This window comes from Roseibium sp. MMSF_3544 (assembly GCF_030732845.1).
Lineage (GTDB): Bacteria > Pseudomonadota > Alphaproteobacteria > Rhizobiales > Stappiaceae > Roseibium.
In genome coordinates this window covers 83,411-101,700 of record NZ_JASHKA010000016.1, presented here as the reverse complement: position 1 = coordinate 101,700, position 18,290 = coordinate 83,411, and the positions used below count along the sequence as shown (strand labels likewise).

Genomic DNA, 18,290 nt, shown 5'->3' with positions numbered 1-18,290 from the left:
ATCCTTCTTGATGCCCGCTGTATGGGTGACTTTCCTGGTCCTTAAGCTTGGCGCGTCATGAAACTCCTTTGGTGGTCCCTGGCCGCCGTTCTCATACTGCTCGGATTGGCAACGGTCTGGTTACCCATACCAACCGGTGTCCCCCTTCTTGCTCTTGGATTGATTGTCGTTGTTGGAACAAGCCGCAGCGCGGCCCGGCATTTGCGCAAGCGCCGGCGCAACACACCGCCGCTGAACGAAGCCATGACCTGGGTCGAAAACAGATCGCCGCTGCGATTTGCGCGCATCTTGAAACGCACACGCCCCCGCAAGAAGCAGGCACGCCGCGACAGCGCTCAGGTTTAAGCCAGCGATCCCAATGCAGCCAAATTATGGGCCCGTACCTAGTGCTCCGAAAAGCGCCGGGCGACACCCCGCATCGACCGGCGGAGGCGCAATGTCATGCGCTGCAGCAGCCTCTGCAGCCGCCGTCCCTTGACGGTAAACCATTCATCGAGCTTGCGGTCCGTCACGAGCGGCGGCACGCGCTGGTAAAGCAGATGGTAGACGCCGAGAATGAGCAGGAGCGTCAGTCCCCAGGATAGCAGCGTATCGGAGAGGAAATGCCCGCCGAAGGCCACCCGGTTGACCGACAGGATCAGGCAAAGCGGCAGCACAAACAAAAGGACGGCCTTGCGCCATGTTGCGGGAACGAGAAAGGCAACGGAAGTCAGCCAGATCGCCGCCGATGCTTCTCCTGAGGTGAAGGAGCAGTTGTGCTGGCAGTAGTCGGTGATCTTCCAGACCGGTTGGAACGGCAGGTCGCCACCAAATTCTTCTACGTATCGCGGCCGGGGGCGTCCCCAATTGTTCTTGAGGATGGAGTTGACCAGGATACCGGGCCCCAGAATGAGCGTCGACAGCAGAAACAGCGGCTGGCGCAGCGGCATGAGGGGGGGTCGGCCCGGTACGAGCAGTTTGAGCAAGAGGACACCCAGGCAGGTCACTGCTATGACCCGCACGAGAAACGGGCCAAGATGCCTCACGTCCCGCAAAAACGCATCGTTTTGAGCCCAAAACCCGGAAACGTCCGAATAGAAAAGGCCGCTTGCCCAAAAATCGACATTGGGAAAAATCAGGAAAAACAGTGATACTGCACCGACATACAGGCCGACGATGAGCATCGGATGGGATATAGACCAGCTGGTCAGCTTGCGCAGGCCGGACTTCGGCTTATTCTGGCTGGGGGTGTCTTTTTTCATCACTGCTGTTCAGATCAAGTCGAGGCTTCTGATCCAGAGCCTCCTAGAGTATTTGCGGAGTATCACAGGTGCCAATACGCCGCCAGTTCGATCAACATGGAGATTCGAAAATAGTTTCTCTCCGGCCTGAGGGACGGCCAGTTGTCGAATTCTGGTACGAGTTCGCCTCGACATACAGTTATCTGTCCGCCATGCGCATCCAGACGCTGGCAAAAGACAGCAATGTCGAAATCGTCTGGCGGCCCTTTCTGCTCGGCCCCATTTTCAAGAAACAAGGCTGGGATACCTCGCCCTTTAACCTGCATCCCGCAAAGGGTCGCTACATGTGGCAGGACATGGCGCGGCAGTGCGAACGCTACGGACTGCCTTTCACGATGCCGACACCCTTTCCCCAGCACAGCCTGCTGGCTGCCAGAATAGCCTATTTCGGCCGTCAGGAACCCTGGATTGGTGCTTTCACACGCGCAGTCTATGTCGCCGAATTCGGCCAGGGTCTCGATATTTCCGATGAGGGCCTGATGGCCGACTTGCTGCTGGAGACCGGAGCTCCTGTCAAGCAGGCACTTGATGGGTCTCGATCATCGGAGACCAAGATCGGGCTCAGAGCCTCGGTTGCCGAAGCGGAAAAGCGCGGAATTTTCGGTGCGCCGAGCTTCGTACTGCAAAATGGCGATCTTTACTGGGGCGACGATCGCATGGAGATCGCTCTGGAAATGGCAACACACCTTTAGGGGCCATGCTTAGCGGTCTTTGGAGCCGCCGGCCCGGCATGCCTGCTCGACAGCGTCATAAAGCAATTCAGGTAGCAAGGGGCGGGTCACGACACTCTGGAATCCTGCCCCCAGCAGCCGCTCATCGTCGACCGTTTCCAGACCCGCTGTTACCGCGATCAGTGGAGGGGCTCCATCCGGTCTGGTTTTGCTGATTTCCGCCGCCGCTTCGAGACCGCTCATGCCGGGCATATGAATATCCAGAAGCACCAGATCGAACACCCTGTTTCGAACGAGACGAAGCGCCTCCTCACCGGAATTTGCCGTGTCGCAAGTCAGACCGAAAGACTGAAGCAGCGCGGCAAGAAGTTGGCAGTTGGTGTCATTGTCGTCGACGATCAGGGCGTGCGCATCAATTGGTGCGCGATTGCGGCTGGCCGCTTTTTCCGCATCCGGGGAAATCCCGGGTCTGCCCGGCAAGACCGGAATCCGGATCTCGAATTGGCTTCCGCCGTTTTGAGGTCTAACCAGCGTCAGACGTCCGCCCATCGCCTCCACTTGCTGACCGGCGCTCCACAAACCAAGCCCGGCTCCCGGACCGCTCAGCATTCCGTGCCGGCCTCTTGAAAAGGGGCGAAACAGGCGGTCCTCTTCATCTGCGTCGATGCCCGGCCCGGTATCGGAGACGCACACGGCGATCCAGCGGCGTACGCCACCTTGCTCAGCCCTTGGGGTACCGTTGCTGCCTGGCGTTACGCGCATTCCCACCCGTCCTTCGACCGTGTATTTGATCGCATTGTCCAGCAATGTGGTCAGCACACGGCGCAGCTCGGCGGCACGGTCCGTCTGCAAGCCACGGATCTCTTCAGCAACCTGAAGATCGAAGGACAAATCCTTGGACTGAGCGGCAATCCGGAAAAGATCGGCACATTCCGACACAATGTCCTCAACGCTGTGCAAGACGGGCTCAGTGTCGTTTTGAACCTGTGCCGTCGCAACAAGCTCGCCGGTCATGTCGGTCAAGGAATCAATGGATGCGATCAGGATTGACAGTTTTTCCTGCTGGTCTGCGTTCAGGTGACCGGCGCCGATCAATTCGGCAGTCAGGCGCATCGCCGACAGCGGTGTCCTCAGATCGTGAGCCAGCAGCGCGAGCTTGACATTGGCGTCATCGTGATCCGCCATAAGGTCAACTTCCTCCTTTAGGACGGGGTTCAGGCGCCAGGCCTGCCTGCAAGATCCGTTGAGACGGTAAAGTGCATCGTCCTAGATCTTGTGCATTTTGAGGGCTAGCGGCGCTTGATCCAATCCCCTAAAAACAGTTCCCAACCGCAAATTGATCTCCGCACCGTCATTCCTACCCTCAAGCCCTGGGCTTGAATCACAGATGCTCGCACATACTCTTTCCATTGTTGCACCGGTTTTTCTGCTGATTGGAATCGGCTATTGCCTCGCCCGCTTCGGCATTTTGAAGCAGTCCGTCAGCGACGCTCTGGGTCAATTCGTCTTCGTTGTCGCCGTACCGGTTCTTCTGTTCAGCTCCCTGACAGAAGCCGACTTTTCGGCAGAAAATCCGTTTGCGCTCTGGGCCTGTTACTTTCTCGGTGTTTCCGTAGCCTGGTTCCTGGGATCAACCATCATCCGCCGCGGTTTTGGCCGAGAGGCACGTGCCGGCGCAATCGGCGGTGTCTCGGCCTCGTTTGCAAATCTTCTTCTGATCGGCATGCCCGTGGTTTCCGCCGTCTACGGGGAAGCGGGCCTTGTGCCCATCCTGCTGGTCCTGTCGATCCACCTGATGATGATGACAGTGATCATCACGGTTGCCATGGAGCGCGCCGCGGCCATAGACAGCGGGCAGGCGATGCCCCCGGTCGCGAAAATCGTGCTCGGCACATCTCGGAAAGTTCTGACGAACCCGTTGATCGTCGCAATCCTTCTCGCATTGGTCTGGCGTCAGACCGGGTTATCGCTGCCGGAAATCGGGCAGGATATTCTGGACAGGATCGCGGCGACTGCTTTGCCGCTCGCCCTGCTGTCACTTGGTATGAGCCTGGTTCAATACGGTATCCGCGGCAACATCCTGCCCGGGTTCCTGCTCAGTCTGATCAAGATATTCATCATGCCGGCAACAATCTTCCTGGCAGGCACGTTCCTGTTCCAGCTGCCGCCTCTTTGGGTGGCTGCCACCACCCTGGCGGCGAGTTGCCCAACTGGCGTGAACCCCTACATCTTTGCCAACCGGTACGGAACCGGGCACGCGATGTCTGCAAATGCGATCACCATGACAACGCTGAGCGCCATCCTGACCACCAGTCTTTGGGTCTGGTTCTTGAACCTCTGGTTTGGATCCGGGCTGCAATAGGCCTCTTGTCAAAGCCCTATGCGCTTGCGCAATTCGGCGTGTGTCAGACCTGCCTCGCGAAGGGACCGCAGGCTGGTATCCTGATTGGATTTCGACAGTTTGCGCCCGTCCGGACCGAGAACCAGGCGGTGATGCCGGTACCGCGGTGCCGGCAAGCCGAGTAGTTCCTGAAGCACGCGGTGGACGCTGGTCGCGTGAAAGAGGTCCTGCCCGCGCAGCACATCCGTGATGCCTTGCCGGGCGTCATCGACAACGACAGACAAATGATAGCTCGTCGGCGTCTCCTTGCGCGCCAGGACCACATCACCCCAGGCATTCGCGTCGACCTGCTCGCTCCGGACCGGTTCGAAGAGTGACCGGCCCTCTGCGCCTGTTTCGTCCCAGGAGAGGTCCTTTCCGATGACGGCAAGAGCTTTCTTCATATCAAGACGCAGGGCAAACGGCGCATCGCTTTCCGCTCGCGCCCCTTTTTCTTCTTCGGAGAGCACGGCGAGGTCGCCGGGATAAAGCGGAGCCCCGTCCGGATCGCGCGGCCAGACCTCTCCGCCGTCTTCATAGTCAGACACAAAGCGCTTGATTTCCGCACGCGTCAGATAAGCGGAATAGACCAACCCCATATCCTGGAGACGCTCCAGTGCCGCCCGGTAATGCGCAAAGGCCTCCGACTGGCGCAGAACCGGTTCCTCCGTTGAAAGACCAAGCCAGGCAAGATCTTCGAACATCTCCGTTTCAAGCTGTGACGTGCACCGCGTCTGGTCGATGTCCTCCACGCGCACCAGGAAGCGGCCATTGAGCGCGACCGCCGCACGCATGTTCAAAAGCGCGGACAGTGCATGACCGATATGCAGATGCCCGTTCGGGGACGGTGCGAAACGGAAGACGGGTTGGGTCATGGAAAACGGGCCGAACCGGGTTGACGCGGGTGCAGACATGACTGCATGTCCGAGGAGCATCGGTATAACTACCATTCCCGCCACACCACGCAAGAGTGCAAGGTCTGCCCAACAAGATGAAACCGATTGCCACGGACGCCGATGTGCAGGAAGGTCTGATTGCCCTGATCGCGGGCGATCCCCGCCTTGAAGAGATTGCGCGCATTGCCGGCCCTTTGCCGCTGCGCCGGCGGTCCGCGGATTTTGAGGGTCTGGCGCAGATTATCACCGGTCAGCAGGTGTCCGTCGCGAGCGCCGCTGCGATCTTTGCCCGTTTGCAAAAGCTTGTGGTCCCGTTGACGGCAGAACGTCTGGCCGTCTTTTCAGATGAAGACCTCGCCGGCGCCGGGTTGTCCCGCCCGAAAATCCGAACACTCCGAGCCGTCTCGACAGCTTGTGCAGATGGACTTGATCTGGCGAAGCTCGCGGCCAGACCGGCCGAAGATGCACATGCCATGCTTTGCACCATCAAGGGCATCGGCCGCTGGAGCGCGGACATTTTTTTGCTGTTTTGTGCCGGGCATCCGGACATCTTTCCAAGCGGAGATCTTGCCCTTCAGGTTGCCGTCGCCAATGCACTGGGGCTGGGCGAAAAGCCCGGGCCAAAGGAACTGGACAAAATCGCTGCGGAATGGGCTCCAAACCGCGCCGTGGCCGCCCGATTGTTCTGGGCCTGGTACAAGGTACAGAAACAGGGGCGCGAAACTTTGCCCGTTTAGGTTCCGGACCCCGGGGTATCGCCTCAATCGAGGCCAAACATCGATTGCCAATTGGCCATTGTCATGCCTTTGCGGTAGTCCGCCTGCATGGCTTGGTCCAAAACCTCGATCAGCAACCGGTTTTCGAGCCAGATTTCGACGCACTCGAAAGGACCACGATTGCATTTTCGCGCAAGCCAGCCGTTTTTCGCACCGATATCAAGCAGCGCGTGCACCTCAAGCGGGGAACCGATTGCCGCGTGGGCAAAAGTCCGGCCTGTATCGGGCCTGTTGACCAGGCAATCCACCTGCGTCTCACCTGCATCAAGGATATGGGTCACGGGATAGACCTCGATCGCGGTCCCGTTGTCTTCAGCGCCAAAGGCAATCCAACTGTCCGGAAACGGCGGAAACGGCATCGCCCTGCCCCCGAGGATCACCGCAAGTTCCCTCGCGACGTGTTCCGGGTCCGTCGCGGTAATCGAAAAATGAAGCAGCGGCATATCGGACCCCGTCATGACGCGGACCGCGGAGAACGCTACTCGTTCGCGGTCGATTGAACGCCGTCAATTTGATCCTGAACCGCGCGCAGGAGCAACTCAATATCCTGTGGCCTGGACAGCCTGTGATCACCGTCAGGCACTAGGGAGAAGGTGACATCGTCCCGCGGCAGGACTTCGACAAGTCTTTGAACGTGGCTTGCCGGTATGTCGGGGTCGAGTGCCCCCTGCAGGATCGTGAGCGGAACACCCAGGTGCAGGTCCTTGTCGAGCAGCAGATGCTGGCGGCCGTCCTCGATCAGTTTGCGGGTTATGACATAGGGATCATCGCTGTAGTCCGACGGTTGCGCCCAGCGTCCTTCTTGAAGGATTGCGGTCCTGATCTCTTCCGAAAACCGCTGCTTCCACATGATCTCCTCGGTGAAATCAACGGCTGGCGCGATCAGGACGAGCCCCTTGATCCGGTCCTTGGCGGATCGGCTCAGCGCCAAAAGCAACGCAATCCAGCCGCCCATGGACGATCCGACCAGGATGGTGTCACCGTCGCAGAACAGGTCAAACACGGCTTCGGTTTCTTCGAGCCAGTCGGACACACAGGCATCTTCGAAATTTCCTCCGGATCGGCCGTGGCCGGAATAGTCGAAGCGGACAACCTGCTGGCCGTTGTTGCGCCCGAATTCCGCGAGCGCTTCGGCCTTGGATCCGGTCATGTCCGACTTGAAGCCGGACAGCCAGAGAAGACAAGGCCCACTGCCGGGCACCGTATCGACGGCGATCTGCCGGGCGGTGCCGTTTTTTCCGACCTGGATGAATTGCGGTTCCTGTCCACCCATATTATGGCTCTCATTCGATCTTCATTTCCAATCAGCCGTTTGGCACACCAATCCCGGATTGAAAAGGCTCAAGAATTGCGTCAGCTTCCTCCTGCGACCACGGTCTTGCAAGTGATACCGGATCTCAATTCCGGCGGCGCGGAAAGAACGACGCTCGATGTTGCGCGGGCAATCGCCGAAGCCGGGGGGACTGCACTTGTTGTCAGCCAGGGTGGCCAGCTCGTTCCCGAGCTTGAAGCAGGCGGCGCTGAGCATATCGTTTTGCCGGTGAAATCGAAGAACCCTGTGACGCTCTGGAAAAACGCGTCAGCGCTGTCGGATCTCATCGGCGCGCGCAATGTAGACATCATTCACGCAAGAAGCCGGGCGCCTGCCTGGTCGGCCCTGCGGGCGGCACGGCGAACCAAGACCCCGTTCGTGACGACCTATCACGGCACCTATAACCAGACGAACGCCCTGAAGGCGTTCTACAATTCCGTCATGGCCCGCGGCGACGCGGTTATCGCCAATTCGCAATTCATCGCTGATCTCATCAGAACCCGCCACCCCCTTGCCGGAAACAGGATTCGCGTCATCCCGCGAGGTTCGGACCTCAAGAGCCTGGATCCGGAAAATGTCAGCGCGCTGCGGCAGCAGGCATTGAAGGACAGTTGGGGCATCCCGGCAGGGCATCCGATCATTCTCAACATGGCGCGCCTGACCGCCTGGAAGGGCCAGAAGGTCCTCATCGAGGCGATGGCGCTATTGAGGGACGGCGGCCTCGAAGAGCCGATCGCCATTCTTGCAGGCGACGCACAGGGCCGAGACGGATATCTCTCGGAACTCAAGAACCTGATTGCTGAACACGGCTTGCAGGATCAGGTCCGACTTGTCGGTCACTGCGCGGATGTCCCGGCGGCCCTCGCACTTTCAGATCTTGCAGTCGTCGCCTCCGTGGAACCGGAAGCGTTCGGACGCGCCGCCGTCGAGGCGCAGGCAGCTGATGTTCCCGTTATTGTTTCAAATCACGGTGCTGTCCCGGAAACCGTTCTTGCGCCGCCGGAGGTTGGCGAAGATGAGCGCACCGGTTGGCGTGTCGCACCGGGCGATACCGCCGCGCTCGCACATGCCATCCGCGAAGCGCTCAACCAGCCGGACGAGGCAAGAAAGGCAATGACGGAGAGGGCCCTGGCCCATGTCCGCCAGAACTTTTCCGTCGAGACGATGTGCGCGCGCACGCTTGATGTCTATGCCGGTTTGCTGGAACCTCATGCGGCCAGCGGATAGGCCTCTTCCACAAGATAAGGACCTCCGCCGACGCTCGCCTTGGCGGAAAACAGCACGAAACGTCCGGCGACGAAGGACGGCGCCTGGAAATTCCCGCGTTCGCTGAGCCACTTGGCGACATCCTCGTTCGTCGAGGTCTTGCAGCGCGCGATGGTCACGTGCGGAATATACTTGCGCCGTTCCGCCGGCAGGTTGAGGCGCTGCAGGATCCTCTCCTGTTCGGCCTGAAGTTCAGCAAGCTGGGCGGTCGGCTCCACCCGGGCCCAGACCGCATGCGGTTTGCCGTTGCCGAACGAACCGAGACCATTCAGCCGGATTTCAACCGGATCGCGCCGGACCCGGTCGAGCGCTGCAACCACCTCGTCGGCGGTACGGTCGTCAATGTCGCCGATGAAGCGCAGGGTCAGGTGATAGTTTTCTGGATCAATCCAGCGTGCGCCCCGAAGGCCTCCCCGGAGCATTGAGAGCATGAGGCCCGTCTGGGACGGAATCTCAAGTCCTGTGAATAGGCGCGGCATGGGCACTCCCTCCGCTGTCGCTGACAAAAGCCATGAGGAATCAACTTCATGAAAATCGCAAGACAAAAATCTAAGGTTTTGACGCTGAATCGGAATTCGCGCCATGAAGCGTCGAACGTCGCTGCTGATCCAGGGCCAATCTGGCAAAACGGGCGAAATTGATTCTTTTGAACGTCCTGCGGGAAAATCCGCTGAGCCGCGCCCTATGGCGCTGTATTGCCGAACTCCTGATGGATGGCGTCGATCTTGTCGAGAATATCCGTGCTCAGGGAAAGATCAGCGGCAGCGATATCGCTTTCCAGCTGATCCAACCGCGTTGCGCCAATGATAACGGAAGTCATGAAACTGCGCGATTTTGCAAAGGCGATTGCCATTTGCGCAGGATCGAGACCGGCTTCCTGCGCCAGATCGCAATAGGCATCCACGGCCTCGAAGGTCCGGTGATGCTCGTAGCGCTGCATCTTGTTGAACAGGGTTTTCCGCGCCCCCGCCGGAAGGGCGCCGTTCCGGTACTTTCCGGTAAGGTAGCCCTGCGCAAGCGACGAGTAGGCAAGCAGGCCGACATTCTCACGGCGTGCGACTTCGGCAAGTCCGGTCTCGAAGGTCCGGTTCACGAGCGAATACGCATTCTGAATGGAAGCGATCCTGGGAAGGTCGTGATGCTCCGAAGCACCGACGTAACGCATGGTGCCCCAGGAGCTTTCATTCGACACACCGATGTGGCGAACCTTGCCGGCCTTCACCAGATCTTTCATGGCTTCCAGCGTCGACTGAATGCTGTTCTCGTTCTCCACCGCTTCTGCGTCTTTCCAGCGCGCCGGGTTGGACCCGAACCCGGACACGTTCCTGTCGGGCCAGTGGATCTGGTAAAGATCGATATAGTCGGTTTGAAGGTTCTTCAGGCTCCGGTCGACCGCAAACTCGATCTGCTTGCGTGTCAGCTGTCCTGTTTCTCCCCCTTCGCGGAACCAGTCCATGACGGTACGGCCAACCACCTTTGTGGCCATGACAACCTTGTCGCGGTGACCTGACTTCTTGAACCACGTTCCGATAATTCTTTCCGTCCGGCCCTGCGTTTCCCGTTTCGCAGGTATCGGATAAAGTTCGGCGGCGTCGAAAAAATTGATCCCTTTGTCGAAGGCGACGTCCATCTGTGCGTGACCTTCGGCTTCGGAGTTCTGTTCGCCAAAGGTCATGGTTCCGAGGCAAAGAGCACTCACCTCAACATCGGTACGGCCAAGACGGCGCTGTTCCATCAGGCATTCCTTTTGATTTCTGAAGAAAGGGCGGCCGGTGTCCGGGAGGCGGGGCCGTCCCCTCAGGAAGACTGGGCTTTTGCCAAAAGCTCTTCCACTTTCGGCAGGATGTTTTCAACGATCACGGCCACGCCATCCGCATTGGGATGCATGCCGTCAGACAGGTTGAGGTCCGGATTGAGCGCGACCCCTTCCAGAAAGAACGGATAAAGCAGAGCGCCGTGGGCCTTGGCAAGGTCCGAATAGATCGGATCGAAGGCGTCAGCATATTCGGGACCAAGATTGCGTGGTGCCAGCATGCCCGCCAGCAACACTTCCACGCCGCGTTCCCGAAGACGCTTGGTGATTTCATCAAGGTTTTTGCGGGTTAACTCAGGCTTGATACCGCGCAGGGCGTCGTTCGCGCCAAGCTCGACGATCACGGCGTCGACGTCGGTTCCAACCGACCAGTCGAGACGCGAAAGCCCTCCCGACGATGTGTCACCGGAGACGCCCGCATTCACCACTTCAACAGAATGACCGCGCGCGTCGAGCACTTTTTGCAGCTGCTCCGGAAACCCTTCCTCCGGCGCCAGCTGATACCCTGCCGTCAAGCTGTCACCGAGAACAACCAGCTTCAGGTCCGCGGAAAGGGCTGTAACAGGGGCAAGGCAGAAAACCAGGAGACCAAAAATTGCGTAGATTCGGTTCACGCTAAAAACTCTTTCAGGACTGGAAGATCAACCACATCAGGCCCATATGGTCGCTCAGCGTCTAAATGTCGAGGGCAGTCGATGTTTAGGAAGACGTTAAAATTGCTCCTTGTAAAGGTCTTATGATGACAGATACTCCGGCGATCTCTCTCAAGAAAGTTCATCTGACCCTAGGAGAAGGCGCCGGCAGGGTTCATATCCTGAAGGGCATTGACCTTGATATCGAAAAGGGAACATCCGTCGGGCTCGTCGGCCCCTCCGGCTCAGGCAAGTCTACGCTGCTGATGGTCATGGCGGGCCTTGAGCGTGCAGACGAGGGCAACGTGAGTGTTGCCGGATCGGAGCTCGGACCGCTGTCGGAAGATCAGCTCGCTCGCTTTCGTGGCCGCAATGTTGGCATTATCTTCCAGTCCTTTCATCTCGTTCCCAACATGACCGCTCTTGAAAATGTTGCCGTGCCGCTTGAGCTTGCTGGCGACCCGTCTGCCTTTGACAAGGCGAAGGCGGAACTGGAGGCTGTCGGCCTTGGTCACCGGCTGCAGCACTATCCGGCGCAATTGTCCGGTGGTGAACAGCAGCGGGTCGCGGTCGCGCGTGCGCTTGTGGTCGAGCCCGAAATCCTGATTGCGGACGAGCCGACCGGAAACCTGGACGACTCGACCGGCACCCAGATTGTCGAGCTGATGTTCAACGTCCAGCGCGAGCGCAAGACGACCCTTGTGCTGGTGACGCACGATCCAGGTCTTGCAGAACGATGTGACCGCATGATCAGAGTGCGGTCCGGCGAGATCGAAGAAGCGCAACTTGGTGAGACAGACCTTCAGAAAGAGGTCTCTGCATGAGCAGTTTTGTTCCTGCAAACATTCAGGCGGGGAACCAGACCTTCAGGCTGGCAACACGCTTTGCTCTGAGGGAATTGCGGGGCGGCTTAAGAGGATTTTACATCTTCATTGCCTGTATCGCGCTCGGAGTGGCCGCAATCGCCGGCGTGACATCGCTTTCGCGTGCGCTGACCGAAGGCATTGCGAATGAAGGCCAGTCAATTCTTGGCGGCGATCTCTCCTTTTCGCTGATCCACCGGCAGGCAGGCGACGAGGAAGTCGCCTTTCTGGAAACGCTCGGCTCCGTATCGCGCGTCGCGACGTTGCGCGCCATGTCACGGCGGTCCGACACGGGCGATCAGGCGCTTGTGGAACTCAAGGCCGTTGACGGCTCCTATCCGCTCTACGGGACGCTCGACCTTGCCTCTGGTCAACCGCTGAACGACGCCCTTGCAAAGACCGACGGGGTTTGGGGCGCTGTCGTTGACCTCGCCCTATTGGCCCGTCTCGATGTCTCCGTTGGAGAAACATTGGCACTTGGGCGTACGACCGTCCGCATCACCGACGTGATCGAGGCGGAGCCTGACAAGTTGGCCGGCGGCATGGAATTCGGCCCGCGCCTGATGATTTCTGATGAAGCAATCGGCGATACCGACCTGATTCAGCCTGGCAGTCTCGTGCGATGGCATTACCGGGTGCGCATGTCCCCTGCGCCCGACATGCAGGATCTCGAAGGGGTGATCGAACGTGCTGAAAACGCAGCGCCGGACACCGCCTGGCGCATCCGTTCAAGGGCAAATGCATCGCCGGGCCTGCAGCGCAGTATCGGCCGATTTGCACAGTTTCTGACGCTGGTCGGGCTGACGGCACTTGTCGTCGGTGGTGTCGGCGTTGCCAATGCCATTCGCGCCTACCTGGAAACCAAGCGCGAAGTCATTGCCAGCTTCAAGTGTCTCGGCGCGACCGGTGACTTCGTCTTCCGGATCTATCTGGTACAAATGCTGGTCATAGCGCTGATCGGGATCGCCATCGGGCTGGCTGTCGGCGCCCTGATCCCCTTTGTTGCCGGCGCCGCGCTTTCCAATGTCCTCCCCGTGCAACTGGCCGCAGGTATTTACCCCACCGAACTTGGCCTTGGGCTGATTTACGGGCTGCTCACGGCCCTTGCCTTCGCGCTCTGGCCGCTTGGACGCGCGCACGACGTGCCGCCGACGGCGCTTTTCCGCGACATTGTTACCGGCGGCTCAAAGCTTCCACGCAAGCGCTATTTGACCGCAACAGCAATCACCGTTGCGCTCTTGGCCGGCATCGCTGTCGTCCTGTCCAACGACAAGTTCATAGCGACTGTCTATATTGCTGCATCGGCCGGTGCGTTTGTGCTGCTGGTTGCCGTTGCACGCGCGATCATGTTCGTCGCGCGGCGCCTGCCTGCGGTCCGAGCCACGGAACTGCGGCTCGCAATTGCCAATATTCACCGGCCCGGCGCGCTGACCCCGTCCGTCGTCCTGTCACTGGGCCTGGGATTGTCACTTCTGGTCGCACTCGCGCTTATCGACGGCAATCTCCGCCGCGAATTAACGGCGACCATGGCAGACGAGGCTCCGAGTTTCTTCTTCGTGGACATCCAAAGCGCCGAACGCGACGCCTTCGAACAGGCCCTTCAGGAGCAGGCCCCGGATGGCGTTCTTCAAAGTGTTCCGATGCTGAGGGGCAGGATCGTGAGCCTGAACGGTATTCCCTCGGACGAATTCGAACCGGTGCAGGAAGGTTCCGACTGGGTTCTGCGCGGCGACCGCGGCATCACCTATGAACAGGACGTTCCGGAAAATTCCACGCTCGTTGAAGGCGATTGGTGGCCTGCCGACTACACCGGCACACCGCTGGTGTCCTTCGACGAGGAAGTGGGGACCGACCTTGGCCTGAAAATCGGCGACACGGTCACAGTCAATGTGCTCGGCCGCGAGATCATGGCCGAAATTGCCAGTTTCCGGGAAGTCGAATGGCAATCGCTGTCGATCAATTTCGTGATGGTGTTTTCTCCCAACACCTTCGCGGGCGCCCCCCACGCGCATCTCATGACGCTCGGCTGGGAGGAAGAAGTTCCGACGGAAACCGAACTTGCGCTGCTGAAATCGGTCGCCAACACGTTTCCGACGGTTACGTCGGTCCGGGTGAAGGACGCCATCGCGCAAGTGAACGATCTCGTCTCCCAACTCGCCTGGGCGATCCGGGGGGCCAGCTCGATCACGCTGATCGCGAGCGTCCTTGTTCTGGCCGGAGCGTTGGCTGCAGGCCACCGCAGCCGGATTTACGACGCGGTCATTCTGAAAACGCTTGGCGCGACACGGCCACGGCTGATCCTCGCCTATGCGTTGGAATATGCGATCCTCGGCTTGTCGACAGCGATCTTTGCGCTGGTTGCAGGCGGTGTGGCAGCCTGGTTTGTGATTACCCAGATCATGGAAGGCAGTTTCGTTCTCATGCCCGTTACTGCCGCAAGCGCGGCCCTGGTCGCCCTTGTGCTTACTGTTGGTTTCGGCCTGATCGGCACCTGGCGCATTCTGGGCGAAAAGCCGGCTCCGGTCCTGCGGAACCTCTAGGGACAGACTCACAAATGAAGTCGACTTGACCGCAAGGTCATGACTGTCGGGAAAGTTTCACAAAATTCGTGAACTTTCCCGGCGAACTCCCACGTTCGCCACCTTGCATGCTTCTTGGAACTTGGATATCCGATTAGGGTCTGTTTGGGTTCAGGTTTAGGTCGTGGCGTGTGTCGGATTCCGGATGCCGACGAGGAGAAAAATCCGCAGTGGTGCGGCACCATCACAAGGGGCTTCCGACATTGTCGGGACCGAAATCCGTCGTTTCGCTGCAGGATTTGGCAAAAGGAGCCAGTTGCGGCGTCGCAATTTCTTGAGATGGGTTGCCCTTTCCGCGAGTTCGCTTCTTGAACCGGGCCACTTTCATCCAAACCACGAGCAAATCCTGAACCCAAACAGACCCTAGATCAGGGGCAAGATCGGAAGAAGGGCAGGTTCCATGTTTGGTATTAGAAGAAATTCCGCGTTGAAAGTCATTGCGAAAGCTGCAGTCGTCGCTGCTGTCGCTACAGGTTCCTTGGCATCATCGGCCTTCGCCGAAAGCCCTTTTCACACGGGTGTATGGCAGCTGAACACACCGGAAGGGCCGCGAGGTCTGGTCGTTAGCGACTGGCTGGTGTTCGAAGACGGATTGCCGAAACGCTGGCTCTACCGGCGCGCAGGAACCAACGATGAAAACCAGTTCGATTTCTTTAGCCGGACCATCGGTGACAGCGGCTACACCCCGGTTGGCATACGCGTCTATCGCACCGGCGAGAATGCGATGAAATACACGCTCGCTCCCAAGGGTGAGGAACCGGTCGAGGTGTCCGCGGTTCGTCTGTCCATTCCAAATTTCGAAAATTCCTGCCTTTCGGTTGAAAAGAAGGGCAAACGTTTCTTCGGAAACTGGGCCGGCACCAGTGGCTCCAAGCTGAAAAAGCTCAATGTGGGCAAAGACAAGATCACGATCGACGGCGAAGCCCGCGACATAACCATTGAGGAAGTCCGGGTTGGCCGCATGGGCATCACCGAAGGCGGCAAGCCGATTGCCTTCCTGACCGACGCCGGCGGTGATTACGCGGTTCTTCAGTGGTTCAAGCCGGGTGTCACCATGGAGCAGATGCGCGACAAGGAACGTGAAATCCTGGATTTCGCTTCAGAGGAGATCGTTCGCAATCCGGGTGGCGACTGCGATGCGCAAATTGCCTCGCGGTTGAAGGCAATGAAGTAATTTTCGCGCCTTAACCATTCCGTATTTTAAGCATATTGGCCTATAATGCGGGCTGGAGCATAAAGATTACGATTTTTTCAGGAATCCTGTCTTGTGCTTATGTCCGCATTTTCCCATATGTTGAGGGAGTTGTGTTGCACGTAATGGTACGAGCAAAAACTGATCTAGAAGGGGATTCACACAACCATGTCGACCTTTGACCGTCAATCTCAAGGCGCCTATACCGTTGCCGGCTCGCGCGCCGAGGCCGGCATTGATCAAGGCCTGCGCGCCTACATGCTGGGCGTTTACAACTACATGACCATGGGCCTGGCACTGACAGGTTTCTTTGCGCTTGCAACCATGATGCTCGCAACGACCACGGATCAGAGCGCCGCCGTCGCAAGCCTGGGCAATGGCAAGATGCTGACCCAGCTCGGTGTGACGCTGTATGGCAGCCCGCTGAAATGGGTCGTGATGCTCGCGCCGCTCGGAATGGTGTTCTGGCTTTCGTTCCGGATCCAGTCCATGAGCGCGTCTTCCGCGCGCATGATGTTCCTGATCTACTCGGCTATCATGGGCATTTCGCTGTCATCGATCTTCCTGGTGTACACAGGCGGCTCGATTGCGCGCGTCTTCTTCATCACTGCAGCGGCCTTCGGCACGCTCAGCTTGTATGGCTACACCACCAAGAAAGACCTGTCCGGTTGGGGTTCATTCCTGATCATGGGTGTGATTGGTGTGTTCATTGCCATGCTGGTGAACATCTTCCTGCAGTCTTCTGCTCTGCAGTTCGCCATCTCCGTGATTGGCGTTCTGGTCTTCGCAGGTCTCACCGCCTACGACACCCAGCAGATCAAGGAAATGTACTACGAGGGCGACAGCAGCGAAGTCGCGACCAAGAAGTCTGTCATGGGTGCATTGCGCCTCTACCTCGACTTCATCAACATGTTCCTGATGCTTCTGCAGTTGTTCGGCAACCGCGAATAAGCAGCGCGGACATTCAGAAACGAAAAGCCCGGCAAACGCCGGGCTTTTTTGTTTAGGGTTCAGCAGAAGCAACCCTGGGGTCAGGACCCCTAGACTTCCACGACCCGCAGATGCTTCTTTTTCTCAAGCACGCGCAGAACCTGCGCCAGGTCCTGGCCACGTTTCAGGATCATGCCGCCAGTGGCAACCACGCTATAGGCGCCCTGTCTGCGCGCCAGTTTCGGATCCTTCTCGATCCGGTAAAGCGGCATTTCCGACGAGCGCCGGAAAACCGAGAAAACCGCCCTGTCCTTCAGCAGGTCGATCGCATAATCGCGCCATTCGCCGTCGGCCACCATGCGGCCGTAAAGACGCAGGATGGTGTCTAGTTCTCGCCGGTTGAATGCAACAACGGGTGTGGAAGGCTGAGCCGGTTGGCTTTGCGGCGACGGGTTGTGTCCCGCGCCGCGCTGAAACGCGCTGTCATCGGCTTCGCTCATTCCGCCTCCTTCGGTTCTAGCACCGCACCCGTCAGTCCCCGGCCGAGCAGGTCCGGTTTCGCCTCTTCGTCATGATGCGTTGGCTTTGGGGCATATGGCAAGCCCACGGGATCAGAAACATTTTCGCGGCTCACGATCCCGTTATTTTTATCAAGTAAAATTTCGCAGATTACCCATAAATCGCACGTAACGTCAGTTTGCCTAGAAAGAATGCGTAAAATTCCTTGATTTTGCCGCAATCCAGCCCTTGGCAAGCCATTTTAGCCACCCATATTTCGATCATACCCCGATGGGTTTGATCGGTAAGAATCTCGGAATGCATTAGCCCCCCAGCCCCCCGCGGTTTTTACAGGTCAGCTAGATTTACAGAGTCAAACATCAGGGCAACTGAAGGGCCGGCTGAATGCCGGCCCTTTTCATTTGATGGTTGCGATCCTTTCACATAGCCAGTTTTTCCAGGACTACGAAAGACCACGCAAACTTTTCGCCTCCACGCGCGCAATTGCCACTTTTCCAATCCTGCACTTGTTGTATCCTTTTTTCAGGATGACCACTGACCTGATCGATCTTCGTGCGGCCCGGACCGCTGATTGCGATGCGCTTGCAGGCATACACAGCGAAGCCTGGCTTGGCGCTTATCGTGGCATGTTGCATGGGGTTGATCTTCAGAAAATGATTTCCCGCAGAGGGTCAGGTTGGTGGCGTGGCGCTTTGGCCCGCGGCGTTGACATCAAGATCCTCAGCGTTGCCGGCACTCCGGCTGGATACGCGACGTTCGGACATTGCCGACTTCGCAACACCGGCATGGAGGGCGAGATCTATGAGCTTTACCTGAAGCCAGAGTACCAGGGGCTTGGTTTCGGCCGCACGCTGTTCAGCAGCGTCCGCGATACCCTCTCGGCCCGAAAACTGCGCGGGCTTGCCGTCCAGGTCCTGAGCGACAATCAGCCTGCCCGAAACTTCTACCGGGCTCTCGGCGGTCGATTAACCGCCAAGTCCTGGTACAGGCTCGGCGGCCGTCGCATGGAACTGTCGATCTATTCCTGGCCGGACTCCGACGCTTGAACCGACGACGCCGTGCTCATCGGCCCGTTTTTTGAGACGGATCCCGGATCGGGAGCGTCTCCGTCTTTAGGTGCAATGCAAAATTAAAGGCTTGAACTTCTCGGGCAGGGTTGCGATAGACGCAGCAGCGATCAA

Annotated in this window: 19 protein-coding genes; 10 read left to right on the top strand and 9 right to left on the bottom strand. The window is 58.6% G+C overall.

The window, feature by feature from the left end; translation table 11 throughout:
* Positions 1-57 precede the first annotated feature (57 nt).
* Positions 58-345, top strand: a complete 288-nt coding sequence (locus RBB47_RS21325; RefSeq protein ID WP_305987904.1) for a hypothetical protein — start codon at positions 58-60, stop codon at positions 343-345.
* Between the two features lie 38 nt (positions 346-383).
* Here RBB47_RS21325 and RBB47_RS21320 read toward each other — a convergent pair whose 3' ends face one another.
* Positions 384-1,241, bottom strand: a complete 858-nt coding sequence (locus RBB47_RS21320; protein ID WP_305987903.1) for a phosphatase PAP2 family protein — start codon at positions 1,239-1,241, stop codon at positions 384-386.
* A gap of 74 nt (positions 1,242-1,315) precedes the next feature.
* Here RBB47_RS21320 and RBB47_RS21315 point away from each other — a divergent pair, with 74 nt between their 5' ends.
* The gene (locus tag RBB47_RS21315) at positions 1,316-1,972 is read left to right on the top strand and encodes a 2-hydroxychromene-2-carboxylate isomerase (RefSeq protein ID WP_305987961.1); all 657 of its coding nucleotides are present in this window, start codon (positions 1,316-1,318) and stop codon (positions 1,970-1,972) included.
* A gap of 9 nt (positions 1,973-1,981) precedes the next feature.
* Here the strand turns inward: RBB47_RS21315 and RBB47_RS21310 are convergent, their stop codons facing one another.
* Positions 1,982-3,136: a response regulator gene (locus tag RBB47_RS21310; RefSeq protein ID WP_305987902.1), complete on the bottom strand. Its 1,155-nt coding sequence runs from the start codon at positions 3,134-3,136 to the stop codon at positions 1,982-1,984.
* A gap of 202 nt (positions 3,137-3,338) precedes the next feature.
* Here RBB47_RS21310 and RBB47_RS21305 point away from each other — a divergent pair, with 202 nt between their 5' ends.
* A complete protein-coding gene (locus tag RBB47_RS21305; protein WP_305987901.1) occupies positions 3,339-4,313 on the top strand; it encodes an AEC family transporter in 975 nt (324 codons plus the stop codon).
* A gap of 8 nt (positions 4,314-4,321) precedes the next feature.
* On the opposite strand, the gene gluQRS is transcribed toward RBB47_RS21305, so the two are convergent.
* Positions 4,322-5,206: a tRNA glutamyl-Q(34) synthetase GluQRS gene (gene gluQRS / locus RBB47_RS21300; protein ID WP_305987960.1), complete on the bottom strand. Its 885-nt coding sequence runs from the start codon at positions 5,204-5,206 to the stop codon at positions 4,322-4,324.
* Positions 5,207-5,322: 116 nt separating this feature from the next.
* Here gluQRS and RBB47_RS21295 point away from each other — a divergent pair, with 116 nt between their 5' ends.
* The gene (locus RBB47_RS21295; RefSeq protein WP_305987900.1) at positions 5,323-5,964 is read left to right on the top strand and encodes a DNA-3-methyladenine glycosylase; all 642 of its coding nucleotides are present in this window, start codon (positions 5,323-5,325) and stop codon (positions 5,962-5,964) included.
* A 23-nt stretch (positions 5,965-5,987) separates the two neighbouring features.
* Here the strand turns inward: RBB47_RS21295 and RBB47_RS21290 are convergent, their stop codons facing one another.
* Entirely contained in the window at positions 5,988-6,461 is a 474-nt protein-coding gene (locus tag RBB47_RS21290) for a hypothetical protein (protein WP_305987899.1), read from the bottom strand.
* Positions 6,462-6,481: 20 nt separating this feature from the next.
* On the bottom strand, positions 6,482-7,276 hold the full coding sequence (locus tag RBB47_RS21285) for a carboxylesterase (protein ID WP_305987898.1): 795 nt from the start codon (positions 7,274-7,276) through the stop codon (positions 6,482-6,484).
* Positions 7,277-7,387: 111 nt separating this feature from the next.
* On the opposite strand from RBB47_RS21285, the gene RBB47_RS21280 reads away from it, so the two are divergent.
* Positions 7,388-8,542, top strand: coding sequence for a glycosyltransferase family 4 protein (locus RBB47_RS21280; RefSeq protein ID WP_305987959.1), 1,155 nt, complete (start codon positions 7,388-7,390; stop codon positions 8,540-8,542).
* Here RBB47_RS21280 and thpR read toward each other — a convergent pair.
* The 3 genes from thpR to RBB47_RS21265 all read right to left on the bottom strand — a co-directional run bounded on the left by thpR (position 8,524) and on the right by RBB47_RS21265 (position 11,008).
* Positions 8,524-9,060, bottom strand: a complete 537-nt coding sequence (gene thpR, locus RBB47_RS21275; protein WP_305987897.1) for an RNA 2',3'-cyclic phosphodiesterase — start codon at positions 9,058-9,060, stop codon at positions 8,524-8,526. The genes RBB47_RS21280 and thpR overlap by 19 nt on opposite strands.
* Before the next feature lie 203 nt (positions 9,061-9,263).
* Positions 9,264-10,316 carry an NADP(H)-dependent aldo-keto reductase gene (locus RBB47_RS21270; RefSeq protein ID WP_305987896.1) on the bottom strand — a complete coding sequence of 351 codons (1,053 nt, stop codon included), beginning with the start codon at positions 10,314-10,316 and terminating at the stop codon, positions 9,264-9,266.
* Between the two features lie 62 nt (positions 10,317-10,378).
* The gene (locus tag RBB47_RS21265) at positions 10,379-11,008 is read right to left on the bottom strand and encodes an arylesterase (protein ID WP_371932825.1); all 630 of its coding nucleotides are present in this window, start codon (positions 11,006-11,008) and stop codon (positions 10,379-10,381) included.
* 125 nt (positions 11,009-11,133) lie between these two features.
* On the opposite strand from RBB47_RS21265, the gene RBB47_RS21260 reads away from it, so the two are divergent.
* From RBB47_RS21260 to RBB47_RS21245, 4 genes are all read left to right on the top strand, one after another.
* Positions 11,134-11,850 (top strand): ABC transporter ATP-binding protein, encoded by a 717-nt coding sequence (locus RBB47_RS21260; protein WP_305987957.1) that lies wholly within the window; start codon positions 11,134-11,136, stop codon positions 11,848-11,850.
* Positions 11,847-14,429: an ABC transporter permease gene (locus RBB47_RS21255; protein ID WP_305987895.1), complete on the top strand. Its 2,583-nt coding sequence runs from the start codon at positions 11,847-11,849 to the stop codon at positions 14,427-14,429. The genes RBB47_RS21260 and RBB47_RS21255 overlap by 4 nt, the downstream gene beginning before the upstream one ends.
* Positions 14,430-14,868: 439 nt before the next feature.
* Positions 14,869-15,642 (top strand): hypothetical protein, encoded by a 774-nt coding sequence (locus RBB47_RS21250; RefSeq protein ID WP_305987894.1) that lies wholly within the window; start codon positions 14,869-14,871, stop codon positions 15,640-15,642.
* Between the two features lie 186 nt (positions 15,643-15,828).
* Positions 15,829-16,611 (top strand): Bax inhibitor-1/YccA family protein, encoded by a 783-nt coding sequence (locus tag RBB47_RS21245; protein ID WP_305987893.1) that lies wholly within the window; start codon positions 15,829-15,831, stop codon positions 16,609-16,611.
* A gap of 89 nt (positions 16,612-16,700) precedes the next feature.
* Here the strand turns inward: RBB47_RS21245 and RBB47_RS21240 are convergent, their stop codons facing one another.
* A complete protein-coding gene (locus RBB47_RS21240) occupies positions 16,701-17,090 on the bottom strand; it encodes a DUF2794 domain-containing protein (RefSeq protein WP_305987892.1) in 390 nt (129 codons plus the stop codon).
* A 546-nt stretch (positions 17,091-17,636) separates the two neighbouring features.
* On the opposite strand from RBB47_RS21240, the gene RBB47_RS21235 reads away from it, so the two are divergent.
* Positions 17,637-18,155: a GNAT family N-acetyltransferase gene (locus RBB47_RS21235; RefSeq protein WP_305987891.1), complete on the top strand. Its 519-nt coding sequence runs from the start codon at positions 17,637-17,639 to the stop codon at positions 18,153-18,155.
* Positions 18,156-18,290 lie beyond the last annotated feature (135 nt).